At 51.8% G+C, this 16,707-nt stretch carries 17 protein-coding genes and 1 other annotated feature; of the genes, 10 read left to right on the forward strand and 7 right to left on the reverse strand.

From position 1 onward, the window contains the following. Positions 1-170 precede the first annotated feature (170 nt). Together FU672_RS03385 and FU672_RS03390 are read right to left on the reverse strand one after the other, a co-directional pair. Positions 171-1,100 carry a LysR substrate-binding domain-containing protein gene (locus FU672_RS03385; protein WP_148242162.1) on the reverse strand — a complete coding sequence of 310 codons (930 nt, stop codon included), beginning with the start codon at positions 1,098-1,100 and terminating at the stop codon, positions 171-173. A gap of 41 nt (positions 1,101-1,141) precedes the next feature. Beyond that, a complete protein-coding gene (locus FU672_RS03390; protein WP_148242163.1) occupies positions 1,142-1,966 on the reverse strand; it encodes an SDR family oxidoreductase in 825 nt (274 codons plus the stop codon). Positions 1,967-2,141: 175 nt separating this feature from the next. On the opposite strand from FU672_RS03390, the gene hisL reads away from it, so the two are divergent. From hisL to hisIE, 9 genes are all read left to right on the forward strand, one after another. Further along, on the forward strand, positions 2,142-2,192 hold the full coding sequence (gene hisL / locus FU672_RS03395; protein ID WP_001364200.1) for a his operon leader peptide: 51 nt from the start codon (positions 2,142-2,144) through the stop codon (positions 2,190-2,192). After that, positions 2,168-2,291 (forward strand) — a sequence feature (His leader region). (Overlaps the previous gene by 25 nt.) Before the next feature lie 45 nt (positions 2,292-2,336). Then, on the forward strand, positions 2,337-3,236 hold the full coding sequence (hisG, locus tag FU672_RS03400; protein WP_028018500.1) for an ATP phosphoribosyltransferase: 900 nt from the start codon (positions 2,337-2,339) through the stop codon (positions 3,234-3,236). Between the two features lie 5 nt (positions 3,237-3,241). Next, positions 3,242-4,546, forward strand: a complete 1,305-nt coding sequence (gene hisD, locus FU672_RS03405; RefSeq protein ID WP_148242164.1) for a histidinol dehydrogenase — start codon at positions 3,242-3,244, stop codon at positions 4,544-4,546. Further along, positions 4,543-5,604 carry a histidinol-phosphate transaminase gene (gene hisC, locus FU672_RS03410; RefSeq protein ID WP_148242165.1) on the forward strand — a complete coding sequence of 354 codons (1,062 nt, stop codon included), beginning with the start codon at positions 4,543-4,545 and terminating at the stop codon, positions 5,602-5,604. The genes hisD and hisC overlap by 4 nt, the downstream gene beginning before the upstream one ends. Continuing rightward, positions 5,601-6,668 (forward strand): bifunctional histidinol-phosphatase/imidazoleglycerol-phosphate dehydratase HisB, encoded by a 1,068-nt coding sequence (gene hisB, locus FU672_RS03415; protein ID WP_148242166.1) that lies wholly within the window; start codon positions 5,601-5,603, stop codon positions 6,666-6,668. Before hisC ends, hisB begins: the two co-directional genes overlap by 4 nt. Beyond that, positions 6,668-7,258: an imidazole glycerol phosphate synthase subunit HisH gene (gene hisH, locus FU672_RS03420; protein ID WP_100165939.1), complete on the forward strand. Its 591-nt coding sequence runs from the start codon at positions 6,668-6,670 to the stop codon at positions 7,256-7,258. Before hisB ends, hisH begins: the two co-directional genes overlap by 1 nt. Beyond that, the gene (gene hisA / locus FU672_RS03425) at positions 7,258-7,995 is read left to right on the forward strand and encodes a 1-(5-phosphoribosyl)-5-[(5-phosphoribosylamino)methylideneamino]imidazole-4-carboxamide isomerase (protein WP_148242167.1); all 738 of its coding nucleotides are present in this window, start codon (positions 7,258-7,260) and stop codon (positions 7,993-7,995) included. Before hisH ends, hisA begins: the two co-directional genes overlap by 1 nt. After that, positions 7,977-8,753: an imidazole glycerol phosphate synthase subunit HisF gene (gene hisF / locus FU672_RS03430; RefSeq protein ID WP_148242168.1), complete on the forward strand. Its 777-nt coding sequence runs from the start codon at positions 7,977-7,979 to the stop codon at positions 8,751-8,753. The genes hisA and hisF overlap by 19 nt, the downstream gene beginning before the upstream one ends. Next, a complete protein-coding gene (hisIE, locus tag FU672_RS03435; RefSeq protein WP_148242169.1) occupies positions 8,747-9,358 on the forward strand; it encodes a bifunctional phosphoribosyl-AMP cyclohydrolase/phosphoribosyl-ATP diphosphatase HisIE in 612 nt (203 codons plus the stop codon). Before hisF ends, hisIE begins: the two co-directional genes overlap by 7 nt. Before the next feature lie 40 nt (positions 9,359-9,398). On the opposite strand, the gene wzzB is transcribed toward hisIE, so the two are convergent. Continuing rightward, the gene (gene wzzB / locus FU672_RS03440; RefSeq protein WP_148242170.1) at positions 9,399-10,379 is read right to left on the reverse strand and encodes an LPS O-antigen chain length determinant protein WzzB; all 981 of its coding nucleotides are present in this window, start codon (positions 10,377-10,379) and stop codon (positions 9,399-9,401) included. Positions 10,380-10,571: 192 nt separating this feature from the next. On the opposite strand from wzzB, the gene FU672_RS03445 reads away from it, so the two are divergent. Beyond that, entirely contained in the window at positions 10,572-11,576 is a 1,005-nt protein-coding gene (locus tag FU672_RS03445; protein WP_148242171.1) for an NAD-dependent epimerase, read from the forward strand. A gap of 52 nt (positions 11,577-11,628) precedes the next feature. Here FU672_RS03445 and ugd read toward each other — a convergent pair whose 3' ends face one another. The 4 genes from ugd to FU672_RS03465 form a co-directional block, all read right to left on the reverse strand. Beyond that, positions 11,629-12,795 carry a UDP-glucose 6-dehydrogenase gene (gene ugd, locus FU672_RS03450; RefSeq protein WP_148242172.1) on the reverse strand — a complete coding sequence of 389 codons (1,167 nt, stop codon included), beginning with the start codon at positions 12,793-12,795 and terminating at the stop codon, positions 11,629-11,631. Between the two features lie 226 nt (positions 12,796-13,021). After that, positions 13,022-14,428, reverse strand: a complete 1,407-nt coding sequence (gene gnd / locus FU672_RS03455) for an NADP-dependent phosphogluconate dehydrogenase (RefSeq protein ID WP_024908082.1) — start codon at positions 14,426-14,428, stop codon at positions 13,022-13,024. Positions 14,429-14,637: 209 nt separating this feature from the next. Then, positions 14,638-15,750 carry a glycosyltransferase family 4 protein gene (locus FU672_RS03460; protein WP_148242173.1) on the reverse strand — a complete coding sequence of 371 codons (1,113 nt, stop codon included), beginning with the start codon at positions 15,748-15,750 and terminating at the stop codon, positions 14,638-14,640. A gap of 74 nt (positions 15,751-15,824) precedes the next feature. Then, a complete protein-coding gene (locus FU672_RS03465; RefSeq protein WP_148242174.1) occupies positions 15,825-16,694 on the reverse strand; it encodes a rhamnosyltransferase in 870 nt (289 codons plus the stop codon). Between the last annotated feature and the right edge of the window lie 13 nt (positions 16,695-16,707).

Here is a 16,707-nt window from a genome sequence, read left to right on the forward strand (position 1 = left end):
CCGGTACGAAGCCCGGCCTCTTGGTTTTTAGTTTCGTTTCGTACATGCAAAAAAAAATAACCGACGCCTTTTATATCGTCGATTATTCATTTGGTTGCAGCGGCGGCATTTTGCCCCACATCGGATACAAAAGGCAATACTTTGCAACGCCCGGTCCGTTTTTCTTTTTTCTAACTGGCTGATTTCTGGACGCCGGGCTGAGAGTAAACGGCGGCGATAGCACTATTTGCTAAAATTTCGTCCCGCCACCAGGCGCTGGCCAGCCCGGCAGTTTGTTCGTTCCAGCCTACCCACACCGAATCATTACTGCTTTGAGCAAGTACCTGTTTTTCAACAAGCGCACCGCTGTCAATAAACCGCTGCGCCAGATAGCGGGGTAAATAGCCGCAGCCCAGGCCACTTATTTGCAGTTCCAGCTTGGTTTTAAAGTCGAAAACGGTAATGGCCTCCTGCTCATCAAGCAGCTGGGAGGAAACCGAACATTCCGGACGAGAGCTGTCACCGACCACTATGGCGCGGTAGCCTTTAATCACGCGACGGTTAATGGGCTCTGGTTCCTGAGCCAGGGGATGATGAGGCGCCACGGCAAACACCTGCTCCAGCACGCCCAGACGGGCAAAACCAAACTCACTCAACTGGGGAGGCTCATGGAGTGCACCGACAAAAATATCCGCCCTGCCCTGCGTTAAGGCATCCCAGGAGCCCCCCAGCACGCCATTTATAAAGATAAGCCGGGTCACGCTGTGGTGTTGATAAAAGGCTTCAATCAGCGGCGTCAGGAGAGAAAACGGAAAGGTATCATCCACGCCAATAACCAGCTCGTTTTCCCACCCCTGATGGAGTTTTACGGCCTGTTTTTCGAGTTCACGAACGGTATGGAGGACTTCGCGGCCTTTTTCCAGCAGCATCTGTCCGGTACGGGTAAAACGGGCGCGATGCCCGGAGCGATCGAGGATCTGGATATTAAGATCGCTTTCCAGTTTTTGAACGGTATAGCTCAACGCAGATGGGGTTTTGTAGAGCTTTGCCGACGCAGCGGCAAAGCTCCCCTCTTTTTCCAGTGCATCCAGAATAATAAGAACATCCAGTAGCGGTTTCATGCTCGCCCCCTTCTGGTGTGCGATCGTCTCCGCTGCGGGTCTTATTCCATGGGCATCACCAGCGGATCGGGATACTGATACTCAAACCCCAGCTCATGACAAATGCGATTGCCATCAACAATTTTGCCTTTACTTTCATCCTTTGCCTCACCAAAAACCGGCGGAGCCAGGCCCAGCTGACGTGCCATCAGCGGGTAAAACGTGCTGCGCGCCGGATGAGACGGTGCACATATATTATAGATGTGTCCACCTTTCGGAGCCTGTAAGAGTAGCTCAATCGCGCCAACAACGTCGTCAAGATGTACAAGATTGACGACATGCTGGCCGTCTGGCGCAGATTTACCGGCAAAAAAGCGTCCCGGATGGCGGTCAGGGCCCACCAGCCCCGCCAGACGCACGATATCGACCTGCGTGCCGGGAAGATGATGCAGCCAGTCTTCCAGCTCTTTCAGGACCTTACCGCTCGCCGTAACGGGACGGCGCTCGGAACTCTCTTTCACCACACCCTCAACCTCGCCATAGACCGACGTCGAGCTGGTAAAAATGATGCGCGGAACATGGTGCGCCAGCGCGCTGTCGACGATCTCCTGCATCGCCTGCAGATAAAACGACTCGCCCGGGCCACTGCGCCGCGCGGGGAGTGTGATCACCAGCGCATCGACGTTCATCAGCGTGTCCAGATCGTCAGCATCACACACCAGCTCCGGTTCAAGACGCAGTTCAACGCCATCAATACCACACATGCGCGCTGCCTCTACCCCATCCGCCGTGGTTTTGCTCCCGGTCACCTGCCAGCCTTTCGCGGCCAATGACATCGCCAGCGGCATTCCCAGCCATCCTAAACCGACAATCGCAACCTTTTTCATGCGAATTCTCCTGACTCTCACTCGTCTTTCATAAGGCTACGCCAGCCCGGCAGAACACACAATTCATAGCATCAATATGAAATGAATTAATGATCAAAAAAAGCCCTTGCAATATGTCGTACAACTGGTTTAGGTTAAAAGACATCAAATGAATAAGCATTCATCGAGAATTTATATGACACGCGTTCAATTTAAACACCACCATCATCACCATCATCCTGACTAGTCTTTCAGGCGATGTGTGCTGGAAGACGTTTGGATCTTCCAGTGGTGCATGAACGCATGAAAAAGCCCCCGGAAGATCTTCTTCCGGGGGCTTTTTTTTGGATCGAATTCAGACAGATTAAAACAGGTTAACGAGGAATAAAGAATGTTAGATAACTCACGCTTACGCATAGCTATTCAAAAATCAGGCCGTTTGAGCGACGATTCACGCGAACTGCTGGCCCGCTGCGGGATTAAAATTAACCTGCACACCCAGCGCCTGATTGCTCTGGCTGAAAACATGCCCATCGACATTCTGCGCGTGCGTGATGACGATATTCCCGGCCTGGTCATGGATGGCGTCGTTGACCTCGGCATCATCGGTGAAAACGTGCTGGAAGAAGAGCTGCTGACCCGCCGCGCGCAGGGCGAAGATCCGCGTTACTTCACCCTGCGTCGTCTGGACTTCGGCGGCTGCCGCCTGTCGCTGGCAACGCCGGTTGATGAAGCCTGGGACGGCCCGGCTGCACTGAATGGCAAACGTATCGCCACCTCTTACCCTCACCTGTTAAAGCGTTATCTCGACCAGAAAGGCGTGCAGTTTAAATCCTGCCTGCTGAACGGCTCTGTTGAAGTGGCGCCGCGAGCGGGTCTGGCGGACGCCATCTGTGACCTCGTCTCTACCGGCGCGACGCTGGAAGCGAACGGTCTGCGCGAAGTGGAAGTGATCTACCGCTCTAAAGCGTGCCTGATTCAGCGCGACGGCGACATGGCCGATGCCAAGCAGCAGCTGATCGATAAACTGCTGACCCGTATTCAGGGTGTGATTCAGGCGCGTGAGTCCAAATACATCATGATGCACGCCCCAACCGAGCGTCTGGATGAAGTGATTGCCCTGCTGCCGGGCGCTGAGCGCCCAACCATCCTGCCGCTGGCGGGCGATCAGCAGCGCGTGGCAATGCACATGGTGAGCAGCGAAACCCTGTTCTGGGAAACTATGGAAAAACTGAAGGCGCTGGGCGCAAGCTCCATCCTGGTGCTGCCTATTGAGAAGATGATGGAGTAATTGCCATGAGCTTTAACACAATCATCGACTGGAATAACTGTAGCGACGCACAGCAGCGCGAACTGCTGATGCGCCCGGCAATTTCCGCCTCAGAAAGCATCTCACGCATCGTGGCGGAGATCCTGGATAACGTCAAAGCCCGTGGCGATGACGCGCTGCGTGAATACAGTGCAAAATTTGATAAGACGGAAGTCGGCGCATTACAGGTTACCGGGCAGGAAATCATTGATGCCAGTAATCGTTTGGGTGACGACATCAAGCAGGCGATGGCCGTCGCGGTGAAAAACATTGATACCTTCCACACCGCGCAAAAGCTGCAGACCGTGGATGTCGAAACCCTGCCCGGCGTGCGTTGCCAGCAGGTGACCCGTCCGGTCGCGTCTGTGGGGCTTTATATTCCAGGTGGGTCAGCCCCACTGTTTTCCACCGTCCTGATGCTTGCCACCCCGGCGCGTATCGCCGGTTGTCAGAAAGTGGTGCTTTGCTCACCGCCACCGATTGCCGACGAGATCCTTTATGCGGCGAAGCTGTGTGGCGTGCAGGCGGTATATAAAGTGGGCGGCGCGCAGGCGATTTCAGCCCTGGCGTTCGGCACGGAATCCATTCCGAAGGTCGACAAAATTTTTGGCCCGGGCAATGCGTATGTGACCGAAGCCAAGCGCCAGGTCAGCCAGCGTCTGGACGGCGCGGCCATCGATATGCCTGCCGGCCCGTCTGAAGTGCTGGTGATTGCCGACAGCGGCGCAACGCCGGACTTCGTAGCCTCCGACCTGCTTTCTCAGGCGGAACACGGCCCGGACTCGCAGGTCATCCTGCTGACGCCGGATGCCGATATGGCGAAACGCGTGGGCGAAGCCGTTGAGCGTCAGCTTGCCGACCTGCCCCGCGCCGACACGGCACGCCAGGCGTTAGCTGCCAGCCGCCTGATTGTGACGCGCGATCTGGATCAGTGCATTGCTATCTCCAACCAGTACGGCCCGGAGCACCTGATTATTCAGACCCGCAGCGCGCGCGATCTGGTCGACAGCATCACCAGCGCGGGCTCGGTGTTCCTCGGCGACTGGTCACCGGAATCCGCGGGCGATTACGCCTCCGGCACCAACCACGTACTGCCCACGTATGGCTACACCTCTACCTGTTCCAGCCTGGGCCTGGCGGATTTCCAGAAACGCATGACCGTGCAGGAACTCTCCCGCGAAGGGTTTGCGTCACTGGCTTCTACTATTGAAACGCTGGCTGCCGCCGAGCGACTGACCGCCCACAAAAATGCCGTTACGCTGCGCGTTGCAGCCCTGAAGGAGCAAGCATGAACATTGAAGAATTAGCCCGCGAAAATGTCCGTCGCCTGACGCCTTACCAGTCTGCGCGTCGTCTGGGCGGCAAAGGGGATGTCTGGCTGAACGCCAACGAATTCCCGACGGCGGTGCAGTTTGAGCTGTCGCAGCAAACGCTGAACCGCTATCCGGAGTGTCAGCCCAAAGCGGTGATTGAAAACTACGCGCAGTACGCGGAAGTGAAGCCGGAGCAGGTGCTGGTCAGCCGCGGCGCGGATGAGGGCATTGAACTGCTGATCCGCGCCTTCTGCGAGCCGGGCAAAGATGCGGTGATGTACTGCCAGCCTACCTACGGCATGTACAGCGTCAGCGCAGAAACCTTCGGCGTAACGTGCCGCAACGTGCAGGCGCTGGACAACTGGCAGCTCGATTTGCAGGGCATTGCTGACAATCTCGATGGCGTAAAAGTCGTGTTTGTCTGCAGCCCGAACAACCCGACCGGACAGATTATCAACCCGCAGGATATCCGCTCCTTGCTGGAGATGACGCGCGGTAAAGCCCTTGTTGTGGCCGACGAAGCCTATATCGAGTTCTGCCCACAGGCGACGCTGGCAGGCTGGCTGGAAGAGTATCCGCACCTGGTCGTGCTGCGTACGCTGTCGAAAGCCTTTGCCCTCGCGGGTCTGCGCTGCGGATTCACCCTGGCGAATAAAGAGGTCATCGACCTGCTGCTGAAAGTGATCGCCCCGTACCCGCTCTCGACGCCGGTTGCCGATATCGCAGCACAGGCGCTGACGCCTCAGGGGATCAACGCGATGCGCGAACGCGTAGCGCAAATCCTGGAGGAACGTCTTTATCTGGTGACCGCCCTGAAGGATATTCCTTGCGTGGAGCAGGTGTTCGACTCCGAAACCAACTACATCCTGGTGCGCTTCACTGCCTCCAGCGCCGTATTTAAATCTTTGTGGGATCAGGGCATTATCTTACGAGACCAGAATAAACAACCTTCTCTGAGCGGATGCCTGCGCATTACCGTAGGCACCCGTGCAGAGAGCCAGCGCGTGATTGACGCCCTGAAAGCGGAGAAAGTATGACCCAGAAGATCCTTTTCATCGATCGTGACGGCACCCTTATTTCGGAGCCACCAGCCGATTTTCAGGTCGATCGATTCGACAAGCTGGCTTTTGAACCGGACGTGATCCCGGTGCTGCTTAATCTGCAAAAAGCGGGCTTTAAGCTGGTGATGATCACCAACCAGGACGGTCTGGGTACCGACAGCTTCCCGCAGGCGGACTTTGACGGCCCGCATAATCTGATGATGCAGGTGCTGACCTCTCAGGGCGTGGTGTTTGATGAAGTGCTGATTTGCCCGCACATGCCGGCCGATGCGTGTGACTGCCGTAAGCCAAAGGTGAAGCTGGTTGAGCGCTATCTGGCTGAAGATGCGCTGGATAAAACCAACAGCTATGTCATCGGCGATCGCATCACCGATATTACGCTGGCGGAAAACATGGGCATCGCGGGGCTCCGCTACGACCGCAACAACCTTAACTGGGCGAAGATTGGCGAGCAGCTGACAAAACGTGACCGCTATTCGCACGTTGAGCGCAACACAAAAGAGACGCAGATTGATGTGAAGGTCTGGCTGGACCGTGAAGGCGGCAGCAAGATCCACACCGGCGTCGGTTTCTTCGACCACATGCTGGACCAGATTGCCACCCACGGCGGTTTCCGCATGGAAATTACGGTAAAAGGCGATCTCTACATTGACGATCACCACACCGTGGAAGATACCGGCCTGGCGCTGGGCGAAGCCCTGAAGCTGGCGCTCGGTGATAAGCGCGGTATCAATCGTTTTGGCTTCGTTCTGCCAATGGACGAGTGTCTGGCGCGCTGCGCAATGGACATCTCCGGTCGTCCGCACCTGGAATATAAAGCCGATTTCACCTATCAGCGCGTGGGCGATCTCAGTACCGAAATGGTAGAGCACTTCTTCCGCTCATTGTCCTACACCATGGGCCTGACGCTGCACCTGAAGACCAAAGGCAAGAACGACCACCATCGCGTGGAGAGTCTCTTCAAAGCCTTTGGCCGTACCCTTCGCCAGGCGATTCGCGTGGAAGGTGACGCCCTGCCCTCGTCGAAAGGAGTGCTGTAATGAACGTGGTGATTCTGGATACCGGATGCGCCAACCTGAACTCCGTAAAATCGGCCATTGCGCGCCACGGCTATGAGCCGGTGGTGAGCCGTGACCCGGACGTGGTGCTGCGCGCTGACAAACTCTTTTTACCGGGCGTGGGAACCGCACAGGCTGCTATGGATCAGATTCGCGAACGCGAGCTGGTCGATCTGATCAAAGCCTGTACCCAGCCGGTGCTGGGCATTTGCCTTGGCATGCAGATCCTTGGCCGCCGCAGCGAAGAGAGCAACGGCGTTGACCTGCTGGGCATTATTGACGAAGACGTGCCGAAAATGACCGACCACGGCCTGCCTCTGCCACATATGGGGTGGAACCGCGTTTACGCCAAAGCGGGCGACCGGCTGTTTCGCGGCATTGAAGACGGTGCGTATTTTTACTTCGTGCACAGCTACGCCATGCCGGTGAACGCTAACACTATTGCCCAGTGCAACTACGGCGAGGCGTTTACCGCAGCAGTACAGAAAGATAATTTTTACGGCGTGCAGTTTCACCCGGAACGCTCTGGCGCCGCAGGCGCTCAGCTGCTGAAAAACTTCCTGGAGATGTGATGATTATTCCCGCTTTAGATTTAATTGACGGCACGGTTGTTCGTCTCCATCAGGGTGATTACAGCCAGCAGCACGACTACGGTAACGATCCGCTGCCGCGTCTGCAGGATTATGCTGCCCAGGGTGCTCAGGTGCTGCATCTGGTGGATTTGACGGGCGCTAAAGATCCGGCGAAGCGCCAGATCCCGCTGCTGAAAAAACTGGTTGCCGGCGTTGATGTCCCCGTACAGGTCGGCGGCGGCGTGCGTACGGAAGATGACGTTGCGGCGCTGCTGGACGCTGGCGTGGCCCGCGTGGTGGTGGGTTCAACCGCCGTGAAAGATCCTGAGACAGTGAAAGGCTGGTTCCGTCGCTTTGGTGCCGATGCCCTGGTGCTGGCGCTGGACGTGCGTATTGACGAACAGGGTAATAAGCAGGTGGCCGTTAGCGGCTGGCAGGAAAACTCCGGCGTGACGCTGGAAGAGCTGGTCGATATCTATCTTCCCGTCGGCCTGAAGCACGTGTTATGCACGGACATCTCCCGCGACGGAACGCTCGCGGGCTCCAACGTCTCGCTGTATGAAGAGGTCTGTGCGCGTTATCCGCAGGTAGCGTTCCAGTCTTCTGGCGGTATCGGTGATATAGACGACGTGGCCGCGCTGCGCGGTACCGGTGTGCAGGGCGTAATTGTGGGCCGGGCCCTGCTGGAAGGTAAATTTACTGTGACGGAGGCGATTCAATGCTGGCAAAACGGATAATTCCTTGCCTGGACGTACGTAACGGCCAGGTCGTGAAAGGCGTGCAGTTCCGCAACCACGAGATCATTGGCGACATCGTCCCGCTGGCAAAACGCTATGCCGATGAAGGCGCAGACGAGCTGGTCTTTTATGATATCACCGCTTCCAGCGATGGCCGCGTGGTCGATAAAAGCTGGGTGGCACGCGTGGCGGAAGTGATCGACATTCCATTCTGCGTGGCGGGCGGGATTAAGTCCGCTGACGACGCCGCCAAAATTCTCTCTTTTGGTGCCGACAAGATTTCCATCAACTCCCCTGCCCTGGCCGACCCGGAGCTGATCACCCGCCTGGCCGATCGCTTTGGCGTGCAGTGTATTGTGGTTGGGATCGACACCTGGTTTGACGCCGCGACGGGCAAGTACCACGTCAACCAGTACACCGGAGATGAAAGCCGCACGCGCGTGACGCAGTGGGAAACGCTCGACTGGGTGCAGGACGTGCAGAAGCGTGGTGCGGGCGAGATTGTCCTCAACATGATGAACCAGGACGGCGTGCGTAACGGGTATGACCTTGAGCAGTTGAAAAAAGTTCGTGCGGTCTGTCACGTTCCGCTGATTGCCTCCGGCGGCGCGGGCACCATGGAACACTTCCTCGAAGCCTTCCGCGACGCCAACGTGGACGGTGCGCTGGCCGCTTCCGTGTTCCACAAACAGATTATTAATATTGGTGAGTTAAAAACGTACCTGGCCGACCAGGGCGTGGAGATCAGGGTATGTTAACAGAGCAACAACAGGCGCAGCTGGACTGGGAAAAAACTGACGGATTACTGCCGGTGATTGTCCAGCATGCCGTCTCAGGCGAAGTGCTGATGCTGGGGTATATGAACCAGGACGCGCTGGCGAAAACAATCGACAGCGGCAAAGTGACCTTCTACTCCCGCACGAAACAGCGTCTGTGGACCAAAGGCGAAACCTCAGGCCATTTCCTGAATGTAGTGAGCATTACGCCAGACTGCGATAACGATACCCTGCTGGTGCTGGCAAACCCGATTGGGCCGACGTGCCACAAGGGCACCAGCAGCTGCTTCGGCGAGGCAAGCCACCAGTGGTTGTTCCTGTATCAACTGGAGCAACTGCTGGCAGAGCGTAAAACGGCTGACCCTGAGAGTTCCTATACCGCGAAGCTGTACGCCAGCGGAACCAAGCGCATCGCACAGAAGGTAGGTGAAGAAGGCGTTGAGACGGCGCTGGCCGCAACCGTGCATGACCGCGAGGAACTGACGAATGAAGCGTCTGATTTAATGTATCACCTGCTGGTGCTGCTGCAGGATCAAGAGCTGGATTTGACGGCGGTGATTGAAAATCTACGTAAACGTCACAAATAAAAAAACCGGGGGTAATCCCCGGTTTTTTTTAATCTGCAAATCAGGCTTTTGGTTTGTAGTTGCGTAACGCGTTGCGGCCCAGCAGGACGCCAGAACCGACCATCGCACCAAGCAACACGGCAAGAACCAGAATAACAGCTTTTTTCGGGCTGTCGCGACGGACTGGCAGATCCGGTTTCATGACATAACGATAGACGTGGATAGTGTCCGGATTTACGTTCAGGTTTTGGATATCCAGCAAGTTTTGCCTGGTCTGATAGTATGCAGCAGAAAAGACCAGTGGACGAGATGCTTCGTTTTCAATCATCGACTTCAGCCCCTCGCTTCCCAGCAGGAACATCGTTTCCTGCGTCACATCCTGGGTTTGCTGAATCTGCGGCGAAGTGATTTTAGCCGCTTCAGCATTCTTCAGCGCCTCAGCAATCTGTTTGATACGCAGATCCTTCTGCTCCTGAGCAACCTTCTCCTGGTTTTGCAGGGAGTCATTCAGAGTTTTTATCTGCTCCTTGATATTGTCCTTGAGGTCGACGGCAAGCTCTTTTCCCGTTTGCTCATCAACCTGCTGAATGTACTGTGCCAGCTGTTTTTGAGCTGCTTCTGCGGATGTACTGGTATAGGAAACACTTAATGGCAATGCTTCCCCTTTTACAGCAGGTTCAATCGTCAGTTTTTCAGGTTCTTCCTGATTTTCAAGTGCCTGTGCCAATGCAGAGAAGGAAGAATTAAAACGACCAATAACACGTGTTTGAACATCAACCATCGTTGGTGCAGCACTGCCATAGAGGATATTCAATGCATTGGAATAGGTCGCAATTTGAGCTACATCAGGTTGTGCAATAATCGCGCTTGAGGTCCATTTTTCCTTTGCAACCGATAAATAACCAATTGCCAGGGCGATAGAAACAACAACAAAGGCTGCTATCACCCACTTCCCACGCCACAGCTGCAGCACTAAATCAAGTAAATCAATTTGCTCAGGGTCATTGCTTCGGCTGACCTGGCTATTGTTGTTTTGCGTCATACAATCCCTAACATATGAAAAAGGGCAAACATAATTTTGTTTGTATAGTTTATCCATTACTGGCGATTTTTCTATAAGAATCCGATGAGTAATATCGGAAAGATGGGTTATGTAACTGACATCCTTCGCGCTATCATAGACGTCATGTGATGCGCTATGGCATCTGTAAGAATAAGGTTTATGAGGGAAACTATGAAATTTTTGGTCACGGGCGCTGCAGGTTTTATCGGTGCGAATGTCAGTAAACGCCTCCTTGAGGCCGGTCATCAGGTTGTTGGTATCGATAACCTCAATGAATACTACGATGTCAACCTGAAGCTGGCACGCCTGGAACTGTTAAAATCTGAGAGTTTCACCTTCCACAAGCTGGAATTAGCTGACCGGGAAGGTATGGCCACGCTTTTCGCCAGTGAGAAGTTTGATCGTGTGATTCATCTGGCCGCGCAGGCGGGTGTACGTTACTCTCTTGAAAACCCTCACGCGTATGCGGATGCCAACCTTATCGGCCATCTCAACGTGCTGGAAGGCTGCCGCCATAATAACGTTCAGCATCTTCTGTATGCCTCATCCAGCTCCGTATATGGCCTCAACCGCAAGATGCCCTTCTCGACTGACGATTCCGTGGATCACCCGGTCTCACTCTATGCTGCGACCAAAAAAGCCAATGAGCTCATGGCGCATACCTACTCGCATCTCTACAATCTGCCGACCACCGGCCTGCGCTTCTTCACCGTGTACGGTCCGTGGGGACGCCCGGACATGGCCCTGTTTAAGTTTACTAAGGCAATGATTGAAGGCAAAAGCATTGATGTCTATAACTACGGTAAGATGAAGCGCGACTTCACGTATATTGATGATATCGCTGAAGCCATTATTCGTCTGCAGGATGTTATTCCCCAGTCTGACACAACCTGGACCGTTGAGACCGGCTCCCCGGCGGCCAGCTCAGCGCCTTACCGGGTTTACAACATCGGCAACAGTTCGCCAGTAGAACTGATGGATTACATCACCGCCCTGGAAGACGCCCTGGGTAAAAAAGCAGAGAAAAACATGCTGCCTCTCCAGCCAGGCGATGTTCTGGAAACCAGTGCCGATACCCAGGCGCTTTATGAGGTTATCGGATTCAAACCGCAAACCTCGGTTAAAGACGGGGTGAAGAACTTCGTTGACTGGTACCGCGATTTCTATAAGGTCTGAAAATAAAAAACCCGGCAACTCAGCCGGGTTTTTTACAGGATAAAGCAGAGAATCAGTCGCTACCAAACAGATCGCGGGTATAAACCTTATCCGCCACGTCAGCCAGCTCTTCCGCCATGCGGTTTGAAATGATGACATCGGCTTCTTTCTTAAAAGCGTCCAGATCGCGGATCACCCGTGAATTGAAGAACTGATCGTCCGGCATGGCTGGCTCATAGATGACAACCTCAACCCCTTTCGCCTTGATGCGCTTCATGATCCCCTGAATGGATGAGGCGCGGAAATTATCGGAGCCGCTCTTCATGATCAGACGGTACACGCCGACCACTTTCGGTTGACGCGCAAGGATGGAATCGGAGATGAAATCTTTACGTGTACGGTTAGCGTCAACAATCGCCGAAATGAGGTTATTCGGCACAGCCTGATAGTTTGCCAGCAGTTGTTTAGTGTCTTTTGGCAGGCAATAACCACCGTAGCCAAATGACGGGTTGTTATAGTGGTTTCCAATGCGCGGGTCGAGACACACCCCTTCAATAATCTGGCGGGTATTCAATCCAAGACTCTCAGCGTAGCTGTCCAGCTCATTGAAATAAGCCACTCGCATTGCCAGGTAGGTATTCGCGAAGAGCTTAATCGCCTCAGCTTCGGTGGAGTCGGTAAACAGCACCTGAATATCTTTCTTCAGCGCTCCTTCTTGCAGCAATGCAGCAAAACGTTCAGCACGCTCAGAGCGTTCGCCAATAACGATTCGCGAAGGATGCAGGTTATCGTAAAGTGCTCTCCCCTCACGCAGGAATTCCGGCGAGAAGAAGATATTATCAATACCGAACTTTTCTTTTATGGATTTGGTAAAACCGACAGGAATGGTCGATTTAATGACCATCACCGCATCAGGGTTGATCGCGATAACGTCTTTTATCACCGCTTCTACAGTTGAGGTGTTGAAGTAGTTGGTTTTAGGATCGTAGTCAGTAGGCGTCGCAATGATGACGTAATCCGCATTGCGGTATGCATCTTCTTTATCAGTCGTGGCGCGGAAATTCAGCGGTTTATTGCTGAGATAGTCCTGGATTTCTTTATCCACAATCGGCGATTTTTTCTGATTGAGCATATCCACTTTGGCCTGCACGATATCCAGCGCAACCACTTCATGATTCTGAGCAATCAAAATGCCGTTAGAAAGACCGACATACCCTGTTCCGGAGATTGTTATTTTCATTCGCTAATGACTTCTGTGAGTTAACTGTACTGATGGCCGCCAGACCATCGCGATAAACATAACTGTTGGGCTTTGTACCTCCTGGCAAACTGAACTGTCAAGGCAAACCAGGAGTAATCACTAAGAGCGGAGCGAGATTCAGACTACTTCGAATAACAGGCGACACTTTTTGCATAAAAAAACCCGGAGACAGGCTCCGGGTTGCGATGACAGCGAGTAAGTTAACTTATTCCATCCATTCGGTATGGAACACGCCTTCTTTATCGGTGCGTTTGTAAGTATGCGCACCAAAGTAGTCACGCTGTGCCTGAATCAGGTTAGCAGGCAGAACCGCCGCACGGTAGCTGTCGTAGTAGGCTACTGCAGCAGAGAAGGTCGGAACCGGGATACCGTTCTGGACAGCGTAGGCAACCACGTCACGCAGCGCCTGCTGATATTCGTCCGCAATTTTCTTGAAGTACGGTGCCAGCAGCAGGTTAGCGATACCGGCGTTTTCAGCATAGGCATCGGTGATTTTCTGCAGGAACTGCGCACGAATGATGCAACCCGCGCGGAAGATCTTCGCGATTTCACCGTAGTTCAGATCCCAGTTGTTCTCGTCTGACGCCGCACGCAGCTGAGAGAAGCCCTGCGCGTAAGAAACGATTTTACCCAGGTACAGTGCACGACGCACTTTTTCAACGAATTCGGCTTTATCACCTGCTGGTTTAGCCTGTGGGCCAGACAGCACTTTAGACGCCGCGACGCGCTGCTCTTTCAGGGAAGAGATGTAACGCGCGAAAACAGATTCGGTGATCAGAGACAACGGTTCGCCCAGATCCAGAGAGCTCTGGCTGGTCCATTTACCGGTACCTTTGTTCGCAGCTTCATCCAGAATCACATCAACCAAGTATTTACCCTCTTCATCTTTTTTCGTGAAGATATCTTTGGTGATGTCGATCAGGTAGCTGTTGAGCTCGCCTTTGTTCCACTCGGTAAAGGTTTCAGCCAACTCTTCGTTAGAGAGGTTCAGGCCGCCTTTCAGCAGGGAGTAAGCTTCAGCAATCAGCTGCATGTCGCCGTATTCGATACCGTTGTGCACCATTTTCACATAGTGACCTGCACCGTCCGCACCGATATAGGTTACGCAAGGCTCACCATCTTCAGCCACGGCTGCGATTTTGGTCAGGATAGGTGCAACCAGTTCGTATGCATCTTTCTGGCCGCCAGGCATGATGGATGGGCCTTTCAGAGCGCCCTCTTCACCACCGGAAACACCGGTACCGATGAAGTTGAAGCCTTCTGCGGACAGCTCACGATTACGACGGATGGTGTCCTGGAAGAAGGTGTTACCGCCATCAATGATGATGTCACCTTTTTCGAGGTAAGGCTTCAGGGAGTCGATAGCTGCATCGGTACCTGCGCCCGCTTTCACCATTAACAGGATACGACGAGGCGTTTCCAGAGACTCAACGAACTCTTTCACCGTATAGAAAGGAACCAGTTTCTTGCCTGGGTTCTCGGCAATGACTTCTTCGGTCTTATCACGGGAGCGGTTGAAAACGGAGACGGTATAACCACGGCTTTCGATGTTGAGCGCCAGGTTGCGCCCCATCACTGCCATACCGACAACGCCGATCTGTTGCTTGGACATTACATACTCCTGTCAGGTGTGGTCACTGTCGGGTACCCCGACAGATATAATTTTCAAGAATCTTAACTCATAAATCAGGGTCAGAGGTAGGCATTTGTGGCCTTGATCACCCAAGACTACACAAAACTGGATGTAATTTAATCCTTATAAAATATACAGGTATAATTTATATTTAATAGAATAAATTACGAGATTAAATTAAAATTTAATTATTTATTATGCTTTTTACTAATTGCTTTTTGATAAAGTTCAACAGTTTTATTGTACATCGCATTGAATGAAAAACTTTTCAGGAAAAATTCATTTCCTGACTTGCCAAATTCAGCACGTAAAGAGCAATCGTTTATTAAATCAGCCAACCTGTTTTTAATGGCGTCAACATCTGCGCGAGGAACAAGGTACCCCGTTTTACCATCAATGACAGATTCCGAAACACCACCAACATCTGAAGCTAAAACAGGTAAGCCTGCACGCATAGCCTCGAGAATACTGATAGGGAACCCTTCCCAATTAGAAATCAACAGGAAAATATCGCTATCTGCCAGTAAGGAATCGACATCTAAACGTTCGCCTGTGAAGACTACATTATCGCTTATTCCAAGATCCTGTGAAAGCTGCTTCATCTCGTCTAATTTGGGCCCTTTACCTACCAGCGTCAATGCCCAGTTTCTCGTCTCTAATAAACTCAGAGCCTTCAATAAGCTTTCATGATCTTTTTGTTCTGAAAAGCGAGCAACAGAAATTAACTTTACTACTGCATTATTATGATAAACATGAGGAGTAGTTTTTTTTAATGGAACACCATTATGGATTACTGTTTGTTGATTGGCAGAAGCGACGTTATGTTCGATAGCTAGTTGTTTATCTTGAGCAGACACCGTAATTATTTCATCTGTGACTTTGCTGAATAACCGTTCAATAATAATGTACAAACGCCGCTTACTATCATTAACACCATTTGCAAAGGACCAACCGTGTACGGTAAAAACAACAGGTATATTCAGGAAAAGTGCAGCCAATCTTCCTACAATGCCGGCTTTAGAAGAATGAAGTGCAATGACATCCGGAGAAAATTCTTTGATAATTTTGCGCGTGATTAGCGCGCATTTAATATCTTTATAAGGCGAAATCTCCCTTACAAGTTCAGGGATAATGTGAACTTTCACATTCATCGCGCGAAGCTCATCAACTAGAGCGCCTTGCTCTCCAACTATTAACTCTACTTGATGATTATCATTTACCAAAGCAGATGTCATATCTCGCAAATGAGTCTGAGCCCCACCGATTTCATTCGCGCGTGTAATAATGTAAAGAATTTTCATGGTTTTTGAAACAGTCCGATAAGTATATCGTCACTAACGCTCATCAATTTGCAACGAGACAATGACAGTTGTTACTAATTTCTTTTGAATGGCCCGAATCTGCCTGAAACCCCATCACAAATACCGTAAAATATCATTATTAGCGTTTTCTTTTTTTCTTTATTTAGGATTAAAGATATTGCTGCACGGGCAAAGTTCAGGAAAACCTCTCGAATTTTATAGCCTACAGGAATATAAGACTTTCTGATCATAAAGAAGCTATTTCTTACGAGAAAATAACGTCGCATAGGACTATGAACAGATATTTTACGCCCTAATAAATTCAGCCTTGAATCACCAATCGTATGAGCCATAGAGGCTTGATTAGTCATTGCCACGCGATACCCAACTTTTTTAGCGCGCAATGCCCACTCAACATCAATATAATCCACAAACAATGCTTCTTCCATCTTACCTACTTTCTTATAAACGTCAGAAGAAAAGAAAGAGCCAGATGCAATAACGTAAGTTACGTCCGTTATTTCCTGTATCGGCGTTCGTTTAATAAATGGGCCGATATAATTAGTGCCCCAATAAAATTCGTTTGTGTGCGGATCATAAAAAGAAGGACCAAGAATACCGACATTATATTGAGTGTACACTTTACTCATGGCGCTGATAAAATTAGCACCTAGCACACTGTCCTGATCAAGCAGAAGTAAATAGTTGGCACCGCGAGATAAGGAATTTTCAATACCAATATTTTGTGCATGCGAAAGTCCCATATTTACGGGTAAACTAATCAAAACAAAATTAAATCTGTTAGCTAAATCTTTCACATCATCAAAATTTTGAGATCCGTTATCCACAATAACAGCATCATCTATCTGGTCCTGCAAAGACAGAAACTGTTTTTCTAAACAAAGAATATCAGGATTGAATGTTACAGTTACAGAACTAATCACGATTTACCACCAA

The sequence above is a fragment of the Enterobacter asburiae genome, from assembly GCF_008080435.1.
Taxonomy (GTDB): Bacteria; Pseudomonadota; Gammaproteobacteria; order Enterobacterales; family Enterobacteriaceae; genus Enterobacter; species Enterobacter asburiae_C.